29 protein-coding genes, 1 tRNA gene and 1 pseudogene are annotated in these 19,491 nt (G+C 37.4%); 2 read left to right on the top strand and 29 right to left on the bottom strand.

Going from position 1 to position 19,491, the window contains the following annotated elements; all coding sequences use genetic code 11:
• The 29 genes and pseudogenes from ACI6PB_RS05320 to ACI6PB_RS05180 all read right to left on the bottom strand — a co-directional run bounded on the left by ACI6PB_RS05320 (position 1) and on the right by ACI6PB_RS05180 (position 18,599).
• Entirely contained in the window at positions 1-513 is a 513-nt protein-coding gene (locus tag ACI6PB_RS05320) for a tail assembly chaperone (protein WP_404328004.1), read from the bottom strand.
• Positions 514-530: 17 nt separating this feature from the next.
• Positions 531-1,118 (bottom strand): phage tail protein, encoded by a 588-nt coding sequence (locus ACI6PB_RS05315; protein ID WP_404328006.1) that lies wholly within the window; start codon positions 1,116-1,118, stop codon positions 531-533.
• Between the two features lie 10 nt (positions 1,119-1,128).
• A complete protein-coding gene (locus ACI6PB_RS05310; protein ID WP_404328007.1) occupies positions 1,129-1,515 on the bottom strand; it encodes a DUF3168 domain-containing protein in 387 nt (128 codons plus the stop codon).
• A 1-nt stretch (position 1,516) separates the two neighbouring features.
• Positions 1,517-1,969, bottom strand: a complete 453-nt coding sequence (locus tag ACI6PB_RS05305) for a phage tail protein (RefSeq protein ID WP_404399129.1) — start codon at positions 1,967-1,969, stop codon at positions 1,517-1,519.
• A gap of 91 nt (positions 1,970-2,060) precedes the next feature.
• Complete coding sequence (locus ACI6PB_RS05300) at positions 2,061-2,384, bottom strand: hypothetical protein (RefSeq protein WP_404327867.1); 324 nt, start codon at positions 2,382-2,384, stop codon at positions 2,061-2,063.
• A gap of 4 nt (positions 2,385-2,388) precedes the next feature.
• Complete coding sequence (locus tag ACI6PB_RS05295) at positions 2,389-2,754, bottom strand: phage head-tail connector protein (protein WP_404327866.1); 366 nt, start codon at positions 2,752-2,754, stop codon at positions 2,389-2,391.
• A gap of 14 nt (positions 2,755-2,768) precedes the next feature.
• Positions 2,769-3,845, bottom strand: a complete 1,077-nt coding sequence (locus tag ACI6PB_RS05290; RefSeq protein WP_404328009.1) for a major capsid protein — start codon at positions 3,843-3,845, stop codon at positions 2,769-2,771.
• Positions 3,846-3,858: 13 nt separating this feature from the next.
• Positions 3,859-4,509, bottom strand: a complete 651-nt coding sequence (locus ACI6PB_RS05285) for a DUF4355 domain-containing protein (protein WP_404328010.1) — start codon at positions 4,507-4,509, stop codon at positions 3,859-3,861.
• Positions 4,510-4,616: 107 nt separating this feature from the next.
• A complete protein-coding gene (locus ACI6PB_RS05280; RefSeq protein ID WP_404328011.1) occupies positions 4,617-5,561 on the bottom strand; it encodes a minor capsid protein in 945 nt (314 codons plus the stop codon).
• Between the two features lie 2 nt (positions 5,562-5,563).
• A complete protein-coding gene (locus ACI6PB_RS05275; RefSeq protein WP_404328012.1) occupies positions 5,564-7,231 on the bottom strand; it encodes a phage portal protein in 1,668 nt (555 codons plus the stop codon).
• Complete coding sequence (locus tag ACI6PB_RS05270; RefSeq protein ID WP_404328013.1) at positions 7,221-8,507, bottom strand: PBSX family phage terminase large subunit; 1,287 nt, start codon at positions 8,505-8,507, stop codon at positions 7,221-7,223. The genes ACI6PB_RS05275 and ACI6PB_RS05270 overlap by 11 nt, the downstream gene beginning before the upstream one ends.
• Entirely contained in the window at positions 8,491-9,396 is a 906-nt protein-coding gene (locus ACI6PB_RS05265) for a terminase small subunit (protein ID WP_404328014.1), read from the bottom strand. The genes ACI6PB_RS05270 and ACI6PB_RS05265 overlap by 17 nt, the downstream gene beginning before the upstream one ends.
• 34 nt (positions 9,397-9,430) lie before the next feature.
• Positions 9,431-9,553 carry a hypothetical protein gene (locus tag ACI6PB_RS05260; RefSeq protein ID WP_404327859.1) on the bottom strand — a complete coding sequence of 41 codons (123 nt, stop codon included), beginning with the start codon at positions 9,551-9,553 and terminating at the stop codon, positions 9,431-9,433.
• Positions 9,554-9,744: 191 nt separating this feature from the next.
• A pseudogene (locus ACI6PB_RS05255) lies at positions 9,745-9,990 on the bottom strand (DUF6275 family protein); the annotation flags it as partial.
• A gap of 475 nt (positions 9,991-10,465) precedes the next feature.
• Positions 10,466-10,538: transfer RNA gene (locus tag ACI6PB_RS05250), tRNA-Phe, on the bottom strand.
• 379 nt (positions 10,539-10,917) lie between these two features.
• The gene (locus ACI6PB_RS05245; RefSeq protein WP_404399128.1) at positions 10,918-11,487 is read right to left on the bottom strand and encodes an ArpU family phage packaging/lysis transcriptional regulator; all 570 of its coding nucleotides are present in this window, start codon (positions 11,485-11,487) and stop codon (positions 10,918-10,920) included.
• The gene (locus ACI6PB_RS05240; protein WP_025084992.1) at positions 11,444-11,656 is read right to left on the bottom strand and encodes a hypothetical protein; all 213 of its coding nucleotides are present in this window, start codon (positions 11,654-11,656) and stop codon (positions 11,444-11,446) included. Before ACI6PB_RS05240 ends, ACI6PB_RS05245 begins: the two co-directional genes overlap by 44 nt.
• 393 nt (positions 11,657-12,049) lie before the next feature.
• A complete protein-coding gene (gene ssb, locus ACI6PB_RS05235) occupies positions 12,050-12,499 on the bottom strand; it encodes a single-stranded DNA-binding protein (protein WP_404327856.1) in 450 nt (149 codons plus the stop codon).
• Complete coding sequence (locus ACI6PB_RS05230) at positions 12,496-13,230, bottom strand: phage antirepressor KilAC domain-containing protein (RefSeq protein WP_404328017.1); 735 nt, start codon at positions 13,228-13,230, stop codon at positions 12,496-12,498. Before ACI6PB_RS05230 ends, ssb begins: the two co-directional genes overlap by 4 nt.
• A gap of 73 nt (positions 13,231-13,303) precedes the next feature.
• The gene (locus ACI6PB_RS05225; protein ID WP_404328018.1) at positions 13,304-13,630 is read right to left on the bottom strand and encodes a hypothetical protein; all 327 of its coding nucleotides are present in this window, start codon (positions 13,628-13,630) and stop codon (positions 13,304-13,306) included.
• Positions 13,617-14,474 carry a DNA replication protein DnaD gene (locus tag ACI6PB_RS05220; RefSeq protein ID WP_404328019.1) on the bottom strand — a complete coding sequence of 286 codons (858 nt, stop codon included), beginning with the start codon at positions 14,472-14,474 and terminating at the stop codon, positions 13,617-13,619. The genes ACI6PB_RS05225 and ACI6PB_RS05220 overlap by 14 nt, the downstream gene beginning before the upstream one ends.
• Before the next feature lie 11 nt (positions 14,475-14,485).
• Positions 14,486-15,382: a PD-(D/E)XK nuclease-like domain-containing protein gene (locus tag ACI6PB_RS05215; RefSeq protein WP_404328020.1), complete on the bottom strand. Its 897-nt coding sequence runs from the start codon at positions 15,380-15,382 to the stop codon at positions 14,486-14,488.
• Entirely contained in the window at positions 15,312-16,250 is a 939-nt protein-coding gene (gene bet / locus ACI6PB_RS05210; protein WP_404328022.1) for a phage recombination protein Bet, read from the bottom strand. Before bet ends, ACI6PB_RS05215 begins: the two co-directional genes overlap by 71 nt.
• Before the next feature lie 186 nt (positions 16,251-16,436).
• Entirely contained in the window at positions 16,437-16,670 is a 234-nt protein-coding gene (locus tag ACI6PB_RS05205; protein ID WP_404327985.1) for a hypothetical protein, read from the bottom strand.
• A 13-nt stretch (positions 16,671-16,683) separates the two neighbouring features.
• On the bottom strand, positions 16,684-16,917 hold the full coding sequence (locus ACI6PB_RS05200) for a hypothetical protein (protein ID WP_404327850.1): 234 nt from the start codon (positions 16,915-16,917) through the stop codon (positions 16,684-16,686).
• Entirely contained in the window at positions 16,918-17,250 is a 333-nt protein-coding gene (locus ACI6PB_RS05195) for a DUF771 domain-containing protein (RefSeq protein WP_404327849.1), read from the bottom strand.
• 5 nt (positions 17,251-17,255) lie between these two features.
• Positions 17,256-17,738, bottom strand: coding sequence for a hypothetical protein (locus ACI6PB_RS05190; protein WP_404327986.1), 483 nt, complete (start codon positions 17,736-17,738; stop codon positions 17,256-17,258).
• A gap of 263 nt (positions 17,739-18,001) precedes the next feature.
• Positions 18,002-18,250 carry a hypothetical protein gene (locus ACI6PB_RS05185; protein WP_404327987.1) on the bottom strand — a complete coding sequence of 83 codons (249 nt, stop codon included), beginning with the start codon at positions 18,248-18,250 and terminating at the stop codon, positions 18,002-18,004.
• 109 nt (positions 18,251-18,359) lie between these two features.
• On the bottom strand, positions 18,360-18,599 hold the full coding sequence (locus tag ACI6PB_RS05180; RefSeq protein WP_164509361.1) for a helix-turn-helix domain-containing protein: 240 nt from the start codon (positions 18,597-18,599) through the stop codon (positions 18,360-18,362).
• Positions 18,600-18,737: 138 nt separating this feature from the next.
• Between ACI6PB_RS05180 and ACI6PB_RS05175 the strand changes: the two genes are divergently transcribed.
• A complete protein-coding gene (locus tag ACI6PB_RS05175; RefSeq protein ID WP_404327844.1) occupies positions 18,738-19,076 on the top strand; it encodes a helix-turn-helix domain-containing protein in 339 nt (112 codons plus the stop codon).
• Positions 19,066-19,479 (top strand): ImmA/IrrE family metallo-endopeptidase, encoded by a 414-nt coding sequence (locus tag ACI6PB_RS05170; protein WP_404327843.1) that lies wholly within the window; start codon positions 19,066-19,068, stop codon positions 19,477-19,479. The genes ACI6PB_RS05175 and ACI6PB_RS05170 overlap by 11 nt, the downstream gene beginning before the upstream one ends.
• Positions 19,480-19,491: the final 12 nt, after the last annotated feature.

Genomic DNA, 19,491 nt, shown 5'->3' with positions numbered 1-19,491 from the left:
TTAAGCCTGCACTTCTGGCGTAACTGATTGCGGTGTACCAGGTTGCAGAACTTTTTTCAGCTTGTCCAGTTGTGCTTGAAGCTGTTCCATACCCAACTGATCCTGATTGTATTGGTCGCTGCCCTCTTTTTCCGAATCCAATTTCTTCTGCATGATATCCAGAATTTTGTTGTATCCTTTTACAAAACTGGAAAGCTTCCGTGCTAAAAAATTATCGGCGTGTAAAGATTGAATAATATCAGAGTAAGCGGCATTAGTCTTGTCATCGTCAGCAAAGATAGTATCTTCGAGCGCTTCTACTACTTTGTCACGACTAGGTTGTGAACGCTTAAAGTAAGCCAATGCGTAATAATAAGCATTAACAATTTGATCTGGGTCTTCGTCTAATAAGCCATCAATAAGGACATCAAAACCGTCGCGACCATCTTTACTAAGTTCTTTCTTTACTTGGTTAGCAAAAGCATAGTTAAGTTTAGGGGTACAAGTAGTACCATCAATCATTAAGTTTTCCATAGTTTAAATTTCCTCCATTATTGTTGTGGTTTAGTAGTAGTACCAGCTGCGGAGCTTGGTGTCGTGTCGCCACCAATATCGGTGTTGTGAGCGAAGTCAAACATCTTTAATCCGTCAGCTAATAGTTGTGGGTCAAGTTCAGATACAGCTAGTACGCCATCTTGCGTATTACCATCAATATTGTAAGTGATATTAGCATGTAATAAGTTGTTAACTGCTTCAGTTTCTGGCAATCCATTAGGCTTAGCCATACCAAATTCAGCAGGCACAGACGCAATGTTTCCTTGAGCATCTAAAGTTGCTTCGTTGAAATCCATACGCCAAATGCCAATCGCCACATCTTGTACAACCGCTCGCTTAATTCCATCATGAATCTTGTCACCGATTGTCCAATATGAATCAACGACAAATGTTTCTGATCGTGAACCAGACGTATGCAAAACTCCTTGCTTTAAGTTGACTGCAGAACTGGCACGAGTATTAGTCGTACTAGATGCAGCTTGTAATCCTAACATTTGAATGAGAGTTGCCTTGTCATCCCATGGGAATTTGATCCCGTATAAAATTTTGTCAGCACTCTTTGTTTGTAGCTTTAATCCAGCCATTTAATGTTCCTCACTTTCCATATACAAAAATATCAAATAAATAAGCCAACCGATTTAACGGTCGGCCTTCTAAACTGTTATCACTTAATTTACGCATTGATGAGCTGTCATATTTAGACGGCCATTCTGCTAATTCTAATCGTTGCATAGCATTGGCAACTTGACGGCCTAATGCGTATGCTTGGCCAACATTGCCTACATCAGTATAAACATCAACAGCCACAGTGCCTAAGAAATAATCCAAGACTTTAATGTCGGTTTGTTCTTGCTCATTCTGCAAGTTGACAACTATCTGTGGAAACTTAGTTGGCCGTTGCTGGCCGAAGTCATATACTGGAACGTTCAATGCTCGCAGGCATCGTTTAACGCTTAATAGCAAGTCTTCCTCCGGTGACATATCATTCACTTCCCAATACTGCCAAACGCATGATGCGTTCAAATTCATTATCAAGCCTCATTGCAACTTTCTCACCGGTAGGCTTCATAAAAGGTTCAGCAGCCATTTTATAAGTGCCATATTCTACATAGACACCATAATAATCAACGCCATCTTGACTGGTGATTGGCTTCTTACTACCACTACCAGCAATAGCCGCCAGTGCTCGTTTCTGATCTGCAACTGTTGCCATTGGCTTAATAGACACTGACTTACCATCGTCGCTAATCTTGAATTCTAGCGATCCTTGCAAGGTTCCCGTTGGCACATAACCAGACTTACCATGTCCAACTTGAGTGCGTTCTAAGCCTTGTGCAGCCTCTTGCTCGCGTGCACCAGCATTCTTGATAAATGCTTTGCTAAGCGCAATAGCTCGTTGATATTCCTTATTGGCTTCTTCCATGGCCTCTGGCATACCATTGCGTGCAAGCCCTCTGGCAGTCTCAAACAATTGCTTAAAATAATCAACGTCAATCGAGAACGTAACAACGGGTATTTTGTCATAGTTATTCGCCATGTAGTATCACCTCATTATGAATAATGTAGAACGCTGTTTGCTTATCGTGCTGACTAACTTTTTGAATTTCATGAACCGTATCGTTATCACCTTCAACGTATTCACCATCAAATCCAATTGCGTCAGCCTGGTAACGTCCATAAACACGAATAACAGTTGCGTTGTACACCGTGCCATTAGGGGCAAATGTTAAATTGACCTGTTGTACGTTAGCTGGCACTGTTTGGCTTTGATATTTAACTTGATGATTAAGACCGTCGGGGTTTTCATCATCAAGCTTGGTTAATAAATAAACTTTATCTGAATAGCGCATATTATCACCATCCAATCGCAGTAGCGCCACGTGTTGTATTAGATTGACCATCTATCCAAGCCTGTAAGTCTGGATAATAGGGTGCCAAATCATTAACATTAAACTGGAAAGACAACCCTTCTTCACTGTGAGACTTTTCGCCTTCGTTATGAAACTTATTGAACTTAGTGACGGCCAAGTTTTCTACAATGTAGTCTAATCCTGATGGCAACCCTGAAATTCTAACCGCACGGCCCAGATATAAAACAACGGCTTGCTTTGCATGGGTAATATACAAGATCAATCGTTCTTTTTCACTATCGGTAGGAGTAATGCCTAGTAGAGTAATAACGTTCGCTAATGTCTTATCACTGTCCTGTGTGTCACTCATAGAACGCCTCCTGACTATTTACCGGTTGTTGTTGTTGATGATGCTGGTGCAGTCGGTACGATAGCATCAGCACTAGTTACAAATTGTGCCATTGGAATCAATTTTTGATCGTAGACCTTTGACCAATTAGTGCCATCTGCTAAATCTGCCATTGCAGGATAAGCCTTACCAGGATTCTTAGTAACAAAGTTACTTTCATTCCAAGATAAACCTTGTGGTGCAAAGACAAAACGACGGCGGTTAATAAGATAATCAACCCCGTGGTTTTTTAGTGGATCACGATTAGTTTCAACCGCATTAGTGACTGGTAATTCAGAATAGCCAACTGCACCTTGAGCAAACAAATAACTCGTATACTTGCCATTATCTACTGGTAAGCTATCATCAACAACAATTTGGACGCCTTTAATCTTATCACCAGCATCGGGCGCTTGAATTGCTGTTGGTACGTTACTATTGCCATTTAAGACGAAAGTTGAGTTATTCTTAGCGTCAACTAGGTTAGCATCTTGTAATTGGCGGAGGATATCAGAATGAACTGCTACAATTGCCAAGTCTTTATAACGGTCGCCTAATAAGAAACGAGCTTTATTAAAGTTTCTTAAACTGAATGTTGTATCGGTCTTATCAGAAGTCATGTCTAATTGGTTGACACCTTTCATGCTAGTTGAGCTAAATACTCCTGCTAGAGTTTGTAGCAATAGTTTTTCATAGACATGTGACCAATAATCGCTGACTTGATCGCCAATAGCACTTAATGGATCGGCACCTGATAGTTCAGCTGATAAGTCAGTTGCACTCCAAGCTTGATCGAAGCCCAATTTGCGAGCTTGTGCTAAGTCAGTAGTGATCTTGTTGACTAACAAATCTGTTGTGTCATCGGGTACTTGTGGATCATCGTCAGCTAGTGGCTTGAATAGTGGCATATTAGCTGTTTTGCCAGCACCTAATAATGATGCAATTTGTGGAACACTTTGAACAACGCCGCTAGTAAAGAACGCGTTGTTTTGTGTTGATTTTTCAGCTAAATAAGCCCCCCAGTTCTCAGGGATTTGCATATCACTTAATTGTGTGATGTTTCCGTTTGCCATAATTTATCTCTCCTTATTGTTTTCCAACATAAAACGACTGACTAATGGGTTGGGCACTAGCGATTAATTTTTGAGCCTGTTCTTTGTCGGTGTTATAAATTTCAGTTTGTTTTGTTAAATTCCAACCATCTTTGGACCATGGATTATCAATCCCTGTTTCTAATGGTGAAGTATTGTTGCTCCCAGTAGTGACGGATTGCTTGCCAGTTAATAGCTTTTCAGTAGCCGCTTGTACTTGGCTGTCAACGTATTTTTGCAATAACTCTAGATTGTCGCTTGTGGAATCTTCGTCAGCACCCATAACCAATGGCAGCATGTCAGGGCTAATCCCTTTATCAAGTAACATTGACTTGGTCTTATATTCTTGAATTTGAGTTGCTAATTTTTGATTTTGTTTAGCAATTTCAGCTTCACGTTGTTTACGATCGGCTTCAGCTTTTTGCTCGGCAGTCATTTTAGCTCGTTCTTCAGCCTGCTTTTGTGCATCGACTAGCTTTTGTTTAAAGTCAGCTTGTTGTTGATCAAGCTTTTTAGACCATTTGGCGTGCTGTTGACCAATCAATTCATCAATTTTAGCTTGTTGTTCATCAGTAAATGTTACCGGTTCTTCAGATTGTTTACCATTTTCAGGGTTAGTTTCCGGATTCTTTGGTTCTTCACTCATTAGATACCTCCATTTAACGTCTGTCGACTCAATTCGTTTAACGCCCGTCGGCTAAAAAGGTGCATAAAAAATAGACCTTTTAACGCCATGTCTAGGGCAATAAAATATTAATTTAGTTCACTTAAAACATCTTTGTAATCCATTTGTACTGGAATTACATTGCAATGACAACGTGGGTGTAATGGTGGTACGTTCATACCGACCACAGCATCTTTAATTTCAACGATTGTGCCATCATGACCCTCACAGTATCTGCAAACATGAGGATTATCTCGTGTAACAATCTTTAACTTAGTAAAGCCCAAATTACTGTATTGCTTGGCACATTCTCGTGTCTGAGTTGCTTTGCTTTCAGTTTCTAAAATACGTTCCATATCAGCTTTGGTTGACATATAGCGCTTTTGCATTGCTGTTTCCCATAAGTCTTCATTAGGATTAGGCTTACCAGTAACACCCAGTTCTTGCGTAACCGTTTTGCTAATAGAATTAGAGTTGACGTGATTTTGCATTTGAAACTTGATAATGTTATCCAAGTCAATTGCTAATTTATTGGCATGTTTAAAAATTAGGTCTATTGAGGTATTCTCAGGCTCATTTTGAGCAGTCACTCGATACAAAGCACGTCGTCTAAGCTGTGTATTATACCCACTTAATCCATTACCAGTTAACTTAGTTACCTGTTGAACGATGTCTGCCTGCTTAGCTTGAACTAACCTGTTAACCTTTAGCCCCATATTAGCGACGTTAACACGTGCTTGAGCCTGGGCTACATCTAGATTAGTTTTGTAAGGTAGATTATTTAATAACGTGGCTAAAACCTGTTCTTCCTCACGAGTAGCACTTTGCTTTAGCTCAAGTACTGCATCGGTTAACTCTTTAATGTCTGCGTCATCAGCATTATCTTGCCAGGCTACATTTTTGTGCAGAAAATAGGTTAAATTCTTAACCTGTGAATGATGCGAACGTTCAATAATACTAATCAACTGTTGGAAGACTGGGTCCTTAACATCTAAAATCTTTGCTAAAGCATGGGTCAGTTTATTAATGTCCATAATCAGCCTTCTTTCGTTGGATCATCACCGTTACTCATCGAGGGTGTAGGAGTTGGCTTACCAGTTGCGAATATGTTGCCCAGCCCACCATCACCTTGAGCATAATTCATGCTGTCTTCATTAGCAGCTTGAGTATCTTCTTTAACGCGTTCTGCTTCGGTATCAGCATTAACCCCAGTAATTGGTTCAGCCATGTCACGAATAGTTTCGTCACTGAATTTACCAGTACTGTTTAGCAACTGAATAAGTTGCGCAGTTGCATCATCATTCTTAGGAAGATTTGGCATAAAGTTAGCTTTAACCATCGTATTCCACTTGTCAGCACTAATCTGATTGAGTGTTTGCCAGTAGTTAACACAAGCATTCAAGCGAGCGTGTAAGCCACGTTTAAACAACGTTTCTTGTAGCTTGCGTTCTTGATCACTGCCCCATAGTTTATAAGACATAGCCACACCGGAAGCATTGGAAGCAAAGTTTGGATCATTAACATTAGGCGTATTAGTATACTTGTGAATTTCGTTGATAAGAAAATTAGTGTACGTTGACCAGCCAGCCGCGTCATACTGCTTAGTTAAATACTTAGCGTCAGGCTGAATAATGTGCTTGGCAGTAGAACCAACACCGCCACTTGCCGCAAATGGCTCCAAATACCACATGTGATTTTTAGGATCAACGTTTGGGTGAGCCGGTTCAATGATAATTGGCTGACCGTCCTGGCCTATTTTCTTATTACCATTCTCGTCCAGTAAATATTTAGGTTCTGTCATATTGGAGAACTTACCAGTTAAGACAATATTGGCATTGTTGAAATCTTCCTGAAAGTCAGCCATCATTGATACACTTTTGTCCAGTGCATCTAGTTGGTCTAGTTCAGGTTCCCAATCACCTAGTCGTTCGTCATTGTTGCGATACTCGGTTAAGGGAACAACACCAAAAAAGTGTGGCAATGTATCATCCAATACCGTATTAGCAACTGGTGAATTAGTTTGAGGTAGTCCGCCTTCACTATGAAAGGTAAAAAGCTGACTATCAGTGTAAACCTCATAGTGTTCTGTCAACTGATTATCTAAGATACCAGTCTGATAATAACGGACACCAACTAGTGGCTTATGATCAACAGTATCATCATAGATTACAAATGCTTGTTCAGGGTCAACTCTAACTAGTCCTAAATCAGTCACTCCATTTTTGACATACACTAAATCATATGCTCGACCAGTGATTGATAAGTCTTTCGCTAGTTGCTGATTGACATAGTCTGCGTTCGTATTAGTGGTAAAAGTGTCCAATACGTTTTGAAACTTTTGTGCTTGGATATCATCTACTTCATTATTATCTTGTAGCTTTAACTGAATTGGATTACCAATTAAATAACCAACCCTAATGCTTGTCATATAACGAGCGAACGCTGCCGCCACCCGATTGTTAGCGTGGTAAGGATTGTTACTATCTTCTTGCTTTTTGATTGCGTTGTTAGCTTGGTAGTAATCATATAAAGTTTGCAGTCTCAAGACTTGATGATTCTGATGATGATTAATAAATTGATAAACAATCTTCATTAGCTCTAACGGCTGTTCTGCAACTGCCGTATATGTGCCAACTGGCATCGTGTAGTCTCGGTTGGCTTCACGGTCAAAACGTTGCTTTCCATAAATACTATTAATAGTCACTCACTCCCATCTGACGACCAATCGCGTATTGTTCGTCCCATTTAACACCTAATGATCCATCGTAATCCCCCATATATTGACGAACTGCATAACGTAATGCGTCAATTGCGTGGTTGTCTTGGTCTTTAGGCTTACTTAATGTGTTACCCATGCGATCACTGTCAAAAACATAACTGTTTAATTCACGCCACAAATTCTTACATTTAGGGTGAACGTGAATTTGATATTGCCACAATTGATCAATACCAGCTTCAACCGGTGTTTTTACAACACTGTCAGCATTAATAATTCCCAAATCATTTAATTGAGCGGTTCTTTCAGGGTTTGCGCTATCTGCGTATATTCTAGCTCGTTCATAGCCGTTAGTTTTTAACCATTCAGCAACGTGTGGTGTTGTTTGATGATATGTATACATCTCATCGTAAACCCACAATTGCTTATTTTGAACATCAATAGCAACAGCAACGAAAGCATTAGGATCATTACCGAAGCCATAGTCCAGACCAAAGCCAGTCTGCCCACATTCTTGTATCTTATCCATAGCATTAAAGTCAACTTGTTCAACGTTGTCTTCAAATACTAGTCCTTCAGCTACGCCCCAGTCGCCATCAACAACTGTTTTAGCTCGTCTGGGGTTAGTTTGGTATAAACTATAAAGCCGTTGCTTATATTCGTCAGAAACGAACTCATTGCATCTAACGGTAGTCGTGCGAACAAAGGCGTCATCACGTTTCTGGTCAAAAAACTCACGCTTTAACCAATGATGCTCATTCCAAGGATTAAACGTGAGCGTTACTTGATAAAAGACTTGTGGATCATTCCCACGTAACGATTCAATTACCGTTTGTAACTTGCTAAATGATTCAATTTCATAGGCTTCTTCTACCCACAGCCAACACAATTCACCAGTAAGGACATTAACTGAAGTCAGCTTCAATGGATCATCAAGGCCACGAAAGATAATTTTCTGGCCAGTTGGTAAGTAAGTGATTTCTGGCAGTGACTCGTTATACTTAAAATAACGCTCTAAGTGGAAGTCATTAATAGCCTTCTTGCATTCCACGAAAGTGCTGGTCTTGTTGGTATTGGCATTACGTCTTACGACCAAGATATTTGACCAATGATACTTAACTAACCGGTAGATTAAATTGTGAGCAGTGGTTACCGACTTCTTCGATCCACGACTACCTTTAATCACTCGGTAAAAGTGATGATCACGCCAGAAATCAGTATAACCACGACCAATCATCTTAGCCAAATCAACTTTGATTTCCATTGTCTTGGTTATCCTCCTCATCTGGTGCCAAATTATCGTTAAATACAATCCGAACGGTTTCTTCACTGTTATTTATCTGCTTAGCTTTAGCCTCTGCAATATCTGCATCAGCTTTAAGCTTGCGGATCCGTTGCTCATTAACATTATCATCGTCAGTACCAATCAACTTAGACAAGCTATCCAATGCCTTTTGCTTATCGTACATTTCAACCACCGGTTCACCTTTATCAATGCGAACTGATTTGATATTTGAAGTGTCAATTTCATTGCTATCTTTTAATTGGACAACATTCTCATAATAGAAACCTTGTTTACCAGTATCTGGGTCAATCTTAGGGACCCAATCGAAGCAACCACCGCTATCCTCCTGTGAACCAGTTTTAGAACGTACCTTGTACCATTCGTATTTCTTAACAGTCTTGAAATCTACCACATCAGTTACATCAGCATTAGCTTGCTGAATATACTTCTTGATTACATCGGTTGCATCAAAATAGAGATCAGACACCTGCTGTTTCTTCAAAATGGATAGTTGCTTTTTAACCTTAGTATTTCTTAGCATTTTAGATCCGTTAACCATGGCTGACTCATAACCAACCTCATAGGCTTTTTGATACGCCCAAGTAGCATTAAAACGTTGCAAATAGTACAAGCAAAACTTCTTTTGGTTTTCCGTGAGGTCTCCATTTTTGGACAAATCATCAACGATTTTGGGTGCAACCTTTTTGGATTTAGGGTGCACACTTTTTTTAGTTGGTGTGCCTCTTGCCCAACCATGTCGACTTCTCCAAGACTTAACCGTATTAACTGAAACATCATACTTAGTAGCAATATCCTTGTACTTCATTCCAGCTAAGTAATCTTTCTCAGCTTCTTCCCATTTTTTCATTACATGGCACCTACCTCCTTCTAAAATTATTTATTTAATTTCTAACTGTTTTTGGTCTGTTAAGGTACTTCTTTTTTTGTTTCTTTTCATCTCTAGCAATGTCGCCAATTATCTTGGCTTCTTGAGCAGTCATATATCCGCAAGATGTCTTAATCATCTTCATAACTTGCCAAACCACTGTTCGTTATCTTGTTTCATTTTTTCATAATCTTCTTTCATAGCTTGTCTATCACGTTCACTATCAGACATCTACTTATCAATATCTTTAGACATTTCAATATAGTTATTAACTAAATATCTAAACAGTTTAAATATATTGTTTCCTTCAACTAAAAAATCGTATTTAACATTCTCAAATTTTTTGTAGGCATCGAGATATAATTCCTTCTTGTCACCGTTGTAAGTGGCTTCATAGTACATTCCATCGGGTAATGTAGTAGATAGCAAAGCCTTGTTGTTTTGAAGCGTCTTGCATTGCCATACGGTATAGACATTTGATTCATCAATGGATGTGCTATCTGTCTTATCTACATGTTTGTTTGTGTATTCAACTACCTTTTCTTTACATGCTTTAACAAATTCTTGTTCATTCATATTCTTTTCCTTCAAAATAAAAAGGCCAGCCATAATTGACTGGTCTAAAATTGATAAAAATGTGGATATCCGGAATCGAACCGAATTGTTAAGTCTTAAAATTAAGTTAGTATTCGAAATAAATTAAAGGAATGTCTACAATTGTTGAGTAATAAGTATAAAAGAATTCAGAGGAGAAATTTTGCTTAACAGTAGCCATACATCCACATAGCATGACCAGCTTTATCATCACTGATCATTGAGAGTTAAACCAAATGTGTGGACCTTGGTTTAAATAGGTGGTCCTTCCTACATTCGCTCCTTTTTTAAGCGGTAGAGTAACCGCATATCTATATAGCCAGGCATGGAATCGAACCACGCACAATCATCAGTATTTGTCGTTACCCTTTGCGCCACTGGCTACTATTGTTGTTTTTGCGAATTAAAAGAATTAAAAGCTCTTTCTTTTAATTTTTGATTGTTTTCCGACAATCAATGTCTCGAGTAGGAGTCGAACCTATTACCTTCGGTACTTCACACCGACGCTCTACCAGTTGAGCTATCGAAACATAAGACTGGAATTAACCAGCCTTCAATAATGAATTTTAAATTAGAAAGGAGAACTTTGAGTATGCTTTTAATGTGGAAGCTGCCACCTCCACAACGTAAGAAATAGGTATCGAACCTAACATCAGTCAGAGCAACGATATAATTTATTAGTATCGTTCTGTATTATTTGGTCTCTACTGATCCGCCCGTGCGTTCTCACAAAATGTAGAGAATTTTCCATGTTCTCCACAATGTCGATTAAACAGCGCCACAACGCCATTTAAAAATATAGTTTGAGGGATATCATTTTTGTTTATTTAGATGACTAGTATTATTACCAATCATCTATGCTACTAATATACAATGATTACTCATCGGTTGATGAACGCTGTCTCGTCGCTATATCATCGCTGCTTCACCGCTTTTTTTAAATACTTGCATAGTATAGTAATCTGCAAATGCTTCGGCAAAATACAAGCACGCAGCATTTTTACACTCATTGTATCTTGTCGAAGCATATCCTGCCACCTCCATAGTTTTAGTATTGCTTTGGCCATATAAATAACGGTATTTAAGAATAGTTTTATATTTGTAATCATCGGGACAATTCTTGATCGCCTTGTAAGTAGCAACAACCAATTCTTGAGCTCTCAATTGATTCATAATTTTATTTTCTTGAGTATTAATAGCATTGCCTGCACTTCCAACAGTATCAAAACTGGGTGACTGTATCGATGCAATATTCATATGTGAACGTGCCTTCAATCTGGGAAAATCGTGTTCAAAATAGTATTTAACGTTTTTAATTGTTTGATTTTCGTCTAATTCCGGAAATAATCCCATTGATACAGCTCCCATAGTGATATAATTGATTTGCTGGAACCAATTAATTAGCTGCTCACTTTGTGGGTGGCTTTTTTGTTGTCTATTTACCTGCCTTGTCGTTCCTATGTTTATTCCTTTTGGCATTCGATCGCTGCCATTCATCGTCTTCTCTATATAATTTTTTACCGATCCTGTTATTTTGACGTATTATGTCTTCTATATAAAAAAGCTCTTTATGCATAGCAGCTGCTATTTCTTTATTCTTATATCTATTTTCTCGCATTTGATAAACCGCTAAATTATCATCTGTCATTTTTTAGCCTCCTAATTAAAATCACTAAGACTTAACCGCCCTAGCCTAATCATTTCTAATTTTGCCAAGTGTTCTTGATTAGCCTTGTCAATAAGCTCAACACATGAATACTTATTGCAACGCATTTCATACACGGCACATTTTAAATTCGTTAGCAATTTCGTCCTCCCACAGAATTGATTGAATTATTTTGTTTTTAGCCTCATCACTAAGCTCTCTGTCAGCATTCTGAAATTCTCTTGGCATATCGCAGAAGTTCTTTTGGATATACATGATTGCTCGTATGATGTTATGACACTCATCGCTGAATCTCGTTCTTACGTACGACTTATAGATCTTTTCATAATTCATTATTTTGTCCCCAAATTCGAATAATAATTGCTTCCATCTATATTAAAATGGCAATGAATCATCTGATATGTCGATTGGTTTACTGTTGTCAGCAAACGGATCGCTCATATTATCGTTTGAATTGTTAGATTGATTATTTGAATTATCATGAGCATTATTGCTTGAATTAGTATTTCTGCTTTCAAGCAGCGAGAAGTTATCCACGACAACTTCTGTTACATAAACCCTGTTGCCTTGCTTATTCTCATAGTTACGTGTTTGAATACGTCCATCAATTCCAACAAGATAACCTTTATGAACTAATTTGGTAAAGTTTTCTGCTGCCTTTCTCCAAATAACGCAATTAATAAAGTCGGCTTCACGTTCCCCTTGAGAATTAGTAAATTGTCTGTTTACAGCCAATGTAAAACTGGCAACTGCTGCACCATTAGCTGTACGTTTCAATTCTGGATCACGTGTTAGTCGTCCTACTAAAACAGTTCTATTAATCATTGTTGCCCTCCAATAGTTACAGTAGTAATATCTAGCTTTTCAATCATAGGAACAATATCGTGGGCTTTTAATAGGTTGTATAGTCCTACACGACCTTTTTGTGTCCATTTGGTTAAGGTACGTGGCTTGCCATCAATCATTCGCGTTGATGAGCTAACCCAGCCGTTATCTTGATATTTAGAATATAAATACCAGATGCCACCCAATTTGTATTGAATTTTGAGTTTTTTAAGTAGATCGTTAAATGCTTTGGCACTCATTCCATAGTCTTTTGCGATCGTTGTAGTAATCATCAATGATTTACTAGCCATGATTTGATCAAAGTATGTGGCTTTAGGTTTGAGTTTTTTATTTTCCAATTTCAATTGAATATTTTCATCTTGAAGAATTTCATAACCTCGTTTAACTACTTCTTGAGGATCATTCCATTTTTCTTCAAGCTTCAAGAAATACTTACGGTATCTTTTACCATTGTCATTTCTGACCATCATTGCTAATTCCTTAGCCATGCCTATTGTGATCGTATAATCATTTATTTCTTTAGTTCCACCATATTGATTTAGCTGTGTACTTGATGTACAGGGCACATAATCAATACCTTCTTCAAACATTTCAAAATTATTTAGTACCCAGCGGCTAAAACGTTGAGCAATTTCCAAACCGTTATATAAATCTCTAGCGCTCAAAACTTGCTGGTTATTTTTAACGTCTACTTTTATTAATTGATCCATTTATTTATCCTCCACGAATTTAAATGTCTTCACTAAGAAGTAAATTATTGCTATTACTATAATTGCTCTCATTTCATTCACTCCCTAACTTGAGAATATTGGGATTAGCAGCAATAGTTTTCTGATCAAATCTCTTTTGACACCAGTCCGCTAACCTTGCTAGTTTTATCAAATTTTGATTTAGTTCCAGGTCACCTTGATAATGTGGATTGTCATTATCTTGTTTGGTTATATTTACTAACGTTTCAAAGGTTTCTTTATACACTTGACCCATGGCATCACTGCCTTTAATCATTGTTTCCGTTGCCTTCTCAACACTATCAACTTTGTAATGGCCACATGGAAGCAGGAAAGTCTTTTGTTCAGGTAATAACCTGAGTGGTTCTTTAGTTTGCAACATCTTCAGTACCTCTAATTTTTGCTAGTCTTTCTTGTAGATCATTCGATGGCGTTTCTTTGGCTTTAACTTTGTTCCAATCGGTCGCCGTCTCAATACGTCCGGACTTTTTGCGATAGCCTGTAGTTTTACCCTTAGCCTCGTTATTAGCTTGTGCCGCCATCGTGTCATACTGTTTACGTAATTTAGCGGCAGAAAGCACATTGCCAGACCAAAAGTCATTGTTTTGAGACCAATCAATCATTTTTTGAATCTTGTCATATGAACGTTTATCCTGCTCGTGCATTAATCGAATATCATTAGCCCATTTCTGTAGATCAGGCTTCTTGTGGTCTGGGTTTTGTTCCTCAATCTTTGATAATAGCAATTGAGCTAGTTTGAAATTAATGTCATCAGACTCATAAACACGCTTGTCGTGTTTTGAGTTGTGACTATCTTTATTAGTTTTGTTTATGTTTCTGTCTTGTTTAATTAATGTGCTACTGTTATGTGTACTCCTATGTTCACTGTTATGTTCACTGTTATGTGTACTCCTATGTTCACTGTTATGTGTACTATCTTCGTTATAAAGTACACATATCTTATAAGACGTGGCTTTGCGATTGCCATTACTCTCAAAATCGACTAGCCCAAGTTGTTTAAGAACATTCCTGTTCTTATTGATACCTGACCGGCTCAATCCCGAAAGTGTTTCAAGCGTTTGATTAGCAGCAGTAAACCATTCTATCCATGAACATTTATTGTTTATCTGCAAAAGTGCGTAGTATAAAGCAATTTGTCCACTGGATAACTCGGTTTCAAACATTTGATAATCTCTAAACGCCTGTAACTGTTTTAGGTAATTCATAAAGTCACCTCCTAACTTATTAAATCGTCCATATCCACGATATTGGATAGTTTTGCGGTTGATTTACAGTAGTCACAGAATCCACAACGCTTAGGCTCAACCAGACCCTTTTTAACTTTTTCAATATGATCTTGTAATTCATATAATTGGTTTTCGGCTTCAATCATTCGATATTCTGAAATTGATACGATAGCTTTACCTGGTATCTTTTCTTTTGATACGGCCACGATATAAGGCTCACACATGACTCCGAACGTTTGATAGATAAGCTGTTGATATACATACATTTGAAGTTGATAATTCCAATGTGCTATGAATGACTCCCACTCACGATCTTTAGCATTCCAATATCTCTTATGAATGTCTTGAGTAGTCTTTAAATCAATGAAGTAGCCTCTATCTAGGTTCAAACAATCAATTTTACCTTTCCAAGGAACACCATCAATTTGACCTGTTACGATTGTTTCTTTGGTTCCTTGGTATAAATCTTTAAAGTTCTCGTCTGTATCAAGTGTCCGAATCATTTCATCAGCTTGCGTATAAGCAACAAGCATTTTGTTGGTTAAAACTTGACCATTTACATCTAAACCGGCTGCTTTGTCCGCTTTAGTAGCTCTCTTTTTGCCAAAAATTTCCCATTTATTTTCTTCAATGAACTTCTGATGTGCTTCAGGACTCTCAAAGTAACTATGCAAGTAGTTACCCATCAATAAAGCCTCATGAAAGTCAGGCTTCCAAGTCCCATTAATTTCTGCCATCGTTTCAGCTTCGCAAGCTATAAATTTTTTGAAAAACGTTGGTGATTGAAATACTTTGTCCGTTTCAGTATCGTAGTAATTACTCTCCGTCAAATAGGTCTGTTTGTCCGTCTGCCTCTGTTTGTTCTGGTTGCTTATCTGTTTCAGCATCGTCGTCTATACCCCCATTCTTGATTTCCTCATAAGCCTTCTTAGCCTCATCAGCACTCATCCTTTTGCTTGTTTTAGGTAATTCATCTTGTGGAATCGGTTGAGATTTAGGAGTCACATCTTTGATGGACTTCTTAACTTTAGCGGTTTTCTTTGCTGGCTCTTTAGCAGGTTCCTTAACTGGCTCTTGAGCTTCCTGCTTACTGCCCGTTAACTCGTTGATATTTGTAGCTGGTGTAGGTTGTTGAGGTACTTGATTAACGGACTTGGGTGTTTCATCTTCTACCTTTTTATCGTCTTCGGTTTGCATTGCTCCTAAGTCATTAGGGAATGCCTCACGCAAAGCATTAACAATTGCTGTTTTACGGATCATTGTTGCTGGCATTGTTTTCCAAGTTGATTGACCTTTGTTAAATTCTTTAAGTGAAATTTCAATTCTTGTAGGTATTTTTCTATCCTTGCGATACACTTCTGCCCATCCACCTACTAAAGTCTCATCAGGTAGGATAAAAGCGCCTTGTGTGTATCGTGGATCAATATCATCTACATTTGTGGCAATACATCCGGCCTTAAACCCATCGAAATTTGGATTTGCCTCTGCACGCTTCATAAATGCTTCTTTTGATACGATAATTTGAGCTGGGCTATTACCAAACTTGATAATGTACGCTTCTTTAGTGAATGGATTTAGCTTTTGATACTTGCAAAGAGATAGAAACATCATTGTTTCTTGTTGAGTAATTCTTGAGTTTCCATTTGCTAGAAAGCTTTGAACCATGTTAGCCGTCAACCTTATCGGCTCACCATTAACCTTATAAGTTACTTCCATTTCTTTTGTTTCAACCTGATTGTTATTTTGAGTTGTCATTTTATTATTCCTCCGATAAATCTTCTTTAATTAGCCATTCTTCTTGTTCACGTTCATAGCGTGACTTTTCAGCATTAACAGAGTCTTCGTCGGCTAATTTAGCGTCATAATTTGAATCATGCATGTTTAAAGCCCCTTTTCGTGCTATAATTTTCATATAAAATTTTTATTTAAACGCCGGACTCGCTATTTTGTGGATAGTGAGTCTTTTTTTATGGCTTCCGGTGTTCTGTCTGTGTACGTCTCAATCTTTTTTGGAACGTCTGGGCCAAAGAACCAATCATCTAATTTCTTCCAAAACTTTTGTACGCTTTGAATCGTATTTTTATCGAAGTCGAATAGGTTCATAAAGCCGTGCTCCTTTGATGCTGCATAACCGAAAACATAGCCGGTTCCTAAAGTAACGATCAATAATCCCATTATTTACACCTCCTTAAAATGTGAAATGGTATGTATATCTTTCCAGTTCGGCGCGCTTAAGCTCTGCTTTTAATCCTGCTTCCGACCACTCCCACAAAATTTCTTCAGGAATTTCCGTTTCAAATGATTCTTCCATCGTTGAAAATCCTTGCTTAATTAGTAGTAATGTCTTTTCTGGAACTTGCTCAACCTTAAAAGATGTTCTAGCTAGTTTTCTTTGTTTCTTGTATTCCTCTGGATCAAACATTTAAATTTCCTCCGATTTCATAAACTCTCTTTTGTGCTTTAAAACAAAATCTCTAAACTCTTTTGCTTGAAACTTCCAAGGACTACCAGAACCAGTTGAAAATCGAACGCACCCACCATTATCCATATCCAATACATCACGATACCTAAATAGTTTTTTCTTCAATGTAGGAGCTGAACATCCGGCAATTTTGCATGCCCATGGAAGTAATTCCAAGCCTTCATTAAGTGATGCATTCGTTAACTCGTTCAACTTATCTTTACGGATCCATGTAAGAACATATCCATCACGCTCAGGAATTCCCTGAAATGGTTCAACTGCTGGTTCCTGCATTCAATTCACCCTCTTCCACCTAATGCAGCTTGTTTAAGCGATATGTGGTACCTATGTGACATTGCTGTCGCACATGCTTGCATAATCGAGCTTGTTCTGATCATTTTGAATATCCCAAACCTTATTACACTCTCATCAGGATTGCTTTTACTTATTTCCTTTAATGCATTTTCAATTGCACTATCACTATTTAAATCTTCAATCTGTGTACCTATCAGTAGTGATGATGTTTCTTGGTTATAATCATTAGAAATATTTAGTAGAACCGGTGGCAAGTTGAATAGATAACAGTTAACTGCTAACGAGAACCTTGTATCATCGATTTCATTTGATAAATTAACCAAATATTCATCTTTGATTGGGGTACCCTTAAACCATTTACCAACAGTTGTTTTTGACGTTCCTGCTATTGCAGCCAAATCGGTATCATTGAAGTTTTGACGATCTTGCATATCTAAAACTTCCTTAACAATGTTTATGTCTCCCACTACTTATCATCTCCTTTAAGGACCTTTCACATTCAGGCATAACGTCTATAATTTGAATAAGAAAGGTGGTGAAATTTATGGCTTATATACAACCAATAAATAATCTTAAAAATTAAATCTGAAGTATAGATATGATTTTTCTCATAGTAATATGATCATAAACGGTGGTCCTAATGCTAGTACTGCCACGGAAATAGTTATTCAAAAAGCAGAAGACTTTCATGCTGGTTGGGATAAGAGCATACTCATATATCAAAATGGCTTCATTGTTTATACCGAGATGGAGCACGAAGATTCAGGCGCTTTAAAATCAACCTACGTTTATACCAATCTAAAATTGCAGAACATATCAGACAACGAGAGTATGTATGAACCGCTATTCCCCGAACAGAAGTGATTCGAATTTCTCCATATCGTCCCAGCAATAATTGAGTTAATTCGTATTGATCTGTTTTATAAGTAACAATCTTGCCACCTTTAATTAGGTGGCTTTTTTTTATTAAACTTTTCATAAATCTCACCTCCTTAAACTGTCAAAGTTAGATATTTTTGACAGGCTGTATTTTTGTAAACTTGTGTTAACGATTAGACATGGATGTGTGAATCGGCGTTTGTGTACTATTAAGATGTTGATAATAAATATTTACTAATAACGGATTCCGTTAGTTTATCATCAAAAAAAATAGACACATCTACATCTAAAAATTTTGCTATTTTTTCTAGCATAATCGGATCAATTGACTTATTAGTGTTTTCTATCCTGGAATATCTCATTTGACTTATGTTTAAAAACTCAGCAACGGATTTTTGTTTTACTCCTTTTGCTTGTCTTATTTTTTTGACGTTGTTCTGCAAATTCAATTTATCATCTCCTTTAGTTGATAAATACATTATACTAACGTATTCCGTTAATGTAAAGCCTTTTTTCAATTTTTTCGTTAGTTTTATAACTAATTTCGTTACTAATGATATATTAAAGACTATTAGGAGTTGATAGACATGGCTACAATTGGAGAACGAATTAAAGAGTATAGAAAGAAAAAACATCTTACTCAAAAGGAGTTAAGCAATCTTATTCATAAAACTCCACAAGTGATTTCTAATTATGAACGCGGCTATAGCACGCCCGATTCTTTAGTTATGAAAGACATTGCGGCTGCTTTAGATGTCTCATTGGATGTTTTAAGTGCTAATAAAAACTCACAAGTAAAATCAAAAAAGAAGCACGTGGACCTTGCTGATGATGACATTGTTATGTCATATGAAGGGAAACCTATTCCACCTGAAGATCTTGAAATAATAAGAAGATTTTTTAGGGGTGGAAAAAATGACAAATAATGAAATTAAGCCTTATTTGATGAACATTGCTCTTGATAATAATATATCCGTAGTCTTTTTTGATACTTTAGATCCATATACACCACCTGCGACTGATATAGAAGCCAGATGTATAGCCATGAACTCAAGATGGCATAACAAATCGGAAATCCCATTTCAACTGGCTCATGAATTGGGACATATTTTATCCGGTCAACAATCAACTAAAATCCTCTATTTTACTCCATATAAGTATGGCATGGAGTTAGAAGCCAACGAGTATGCTATTTCTTTGTTGTTACCAATGTATTTAGAGGACAAAAATAAAGAAGACATAAATGTCCATCGATTCATGGATACTTTTAGTATTCCGTATCATCTTGAAGATGTTGTTATTCAAGAAATCAATTCTGTTTTAAATTAATAAATATATGTC

The sequence above is a fragment of the Companilactobacillus paralimentarius genome (assembly GCF_963227125.1).
Taxonomy (GTDB): Bacteria; Bacillota; Bacilli; order Lactobacillales; family Lactobacillaceae; genus Companilactobacillus; species Companilactobacillus paralimentarius.
Note: the sequence above shows the minus strand (reverse complement) of the source record. Positions and strands in the feature narration are given on the sequence as shown.

Coding starts and splice junctions, on each gene's coding strand:
- ACI6PB_RS05295 (WP_404327866.1), bottom strand. CDS start 2,754: ATGAGTGACACACAGGACAGTGATAAGACATTAGCGAACGTTATTACT.
- ACI6PB_RS05185 (WP_404327987.1), bottom strand. CDS start 18,250: ATGAAAAGTTTAATAAAAAAAAGCCACCTAATTAAAGGTGGCAAGATT.
- ACI6PB_RS05195 (WP_404327849.1), bottom strand. CDS start 17,250: ATGCAGGAACCAGCAGTTGAACCATTTCAGGGAATTCCTGAGCGTGAT.
- ACI6PB_RS05200 (WP_404327850.1), bottom strand. CDS start 16,917: ATGTTTGATCCAGAGGAATACAAGAAACAAAGAAAACTAGCTAGAACA.
- ACI6PB_RS05320 (WP_404328004.1), bottom strand. CDS start 513: ATGGAAAACTTAATGATTGATGGTACTACTTGTACCCCTAAACTTAAC.
- ACI6PB_RS05245 (WP_404399128.1), bottom strand. CDS start 11,487: ATGCCAAAAGGAATAAACATAGGAACGACAAGGCAGGTAAATAGACAA.
- ACI6PB_RS05300 (WP_404327867.1), bottom strand. CDS start 2,384: ATGCGCTATTCAGATAAAGTTTATTTATTAACCAAGCTTGATGATGAA.
- ACI6PB_RS05310 (WP_404328007.1), bottom strand. CDS start 1,515: ATGTCACCGGAGGAAGACTTGCTATTAAGCGTTAAACGATGCCTGCGA.
- ACI6PB_RS05285 (WP_404328010.1), bottom strand. CDS start 4,509: ATGAGTGAAGAACCAAAGAATCCGGAAACTAACCCTGAAAATGGTAAA.
- ACI6PB_RS05280 (WP_404328011.1), bottom strand. CDS start 5,561: ATGGACATTAATAAACTGACCCATGCTTTAGCAAAGATTTTAGATGTT.
- ACI6PB_RS05265 (WP_404328014.1), bottom strand. CDS start 9,396: ATGAAAAAATGGGAAGAAGCTGAGAAAGATTACTTAGCTGGAATGAAG.
- ACI6PB_RS05315 (WP_404328006.1), bottom strand. CDS start 1,118: ATGGCTGGATTAAAGCTACAAACAAAGAGTGCTGACAAAATTTTATAC.
- ACI6PB_RS05305 (WP_404399129.1), bottom strand. CDS start 1,969: ATGCCAGAGGCCATGGAAGAAGCCAATAAGGAATATCAACGAGCTATT.
- ACI6PB_RS05175 (WP_404327844.1), top strand. CDS start 18,738: ATGGCTACAATTGGAGAACGAATTAAAGAGTATAGAAAGAAAAAACAT.
- ACI6PB_RS05230 (WP_404328017.1), bottom strand. CDS start 13,230: ATGGATCAATTAATAAAAGTAGACGTTAAAAATAACCAGCAAGTTTTG.
- ACI6PB_RS05260 (WP_404327859.1), bottom strand. CDS start 9,553: ATGATTAAGACATCTTGCGGATATATGACTGCTCAAGAAGCCAAGATA.
- ACI6PB_RS05270 (WP_404328013.1), bottom strand. CDS start 8,507: ATGGAAATCAAAGTTGATTTGGCTAAGATGATTGGTCGTGGTTATACT.
- ACI6PB_RS05240 (WP_025084992.1), bottom strand. CDS start 11,656: ATGACAGATGATAATTTAGCGGTTTATCAAATGCGAGAAAATAGATAT.
- ssb (WP_404327856.1), bottom strand. CDS start 12,499: ATGATTAATAGAACTGTTTTAGTAGGACGACTAACACGTGATCCAGAA.
- ACI6PB_RS05215 (WP_404328020.1), bottom strand. CDS start 15,382: ATGCTGAAACAGATAAGCAACCAGAACAAACAGAGGCAGACGGACAAA.
- ACI6PB_RS05290 (WP_404328009.1), bottom strand. CDS start 3,845: ATGGCAAACGGAAACATCACACAATTAAGTGATATGCAAATCCCTGAG.
- ACI6PB_RS05225 (WP_404328018.1), bottom strand. CDS start 13,630: ATGTTGCAAACTAAAGAACCACTCAGGTTATTACCTGAACAAAAGACT.
- ACI6PB_RS05205 (WP_404327985.1), bottom strand. CDS start 16,670: ATGGGATTATTGATCGTTACTTTAGGAACCGGCTATGTTTTCGGTTAT.
- ACI6PB_RS05170 (WP_404327843.1), top strand. CDS start 19,066: ATGACAAATAATGAAATTAAGCCTTATTTGATGAACATTGCTCTTGAT.
- bet (WP_404328022.1), bottom strand. CDS start 16,250: ATGACAACTCAAAATAACAATCAGGTTGAAACAAAAGAAATGGAAGTA.
- ACI6PB_RS05220 (WP_404328019.1), bottom strand. CDS start 14,474: ATGAATTACCTAAAACAGTTACAGGCGTTTAGAGATTATCAAATGTTT.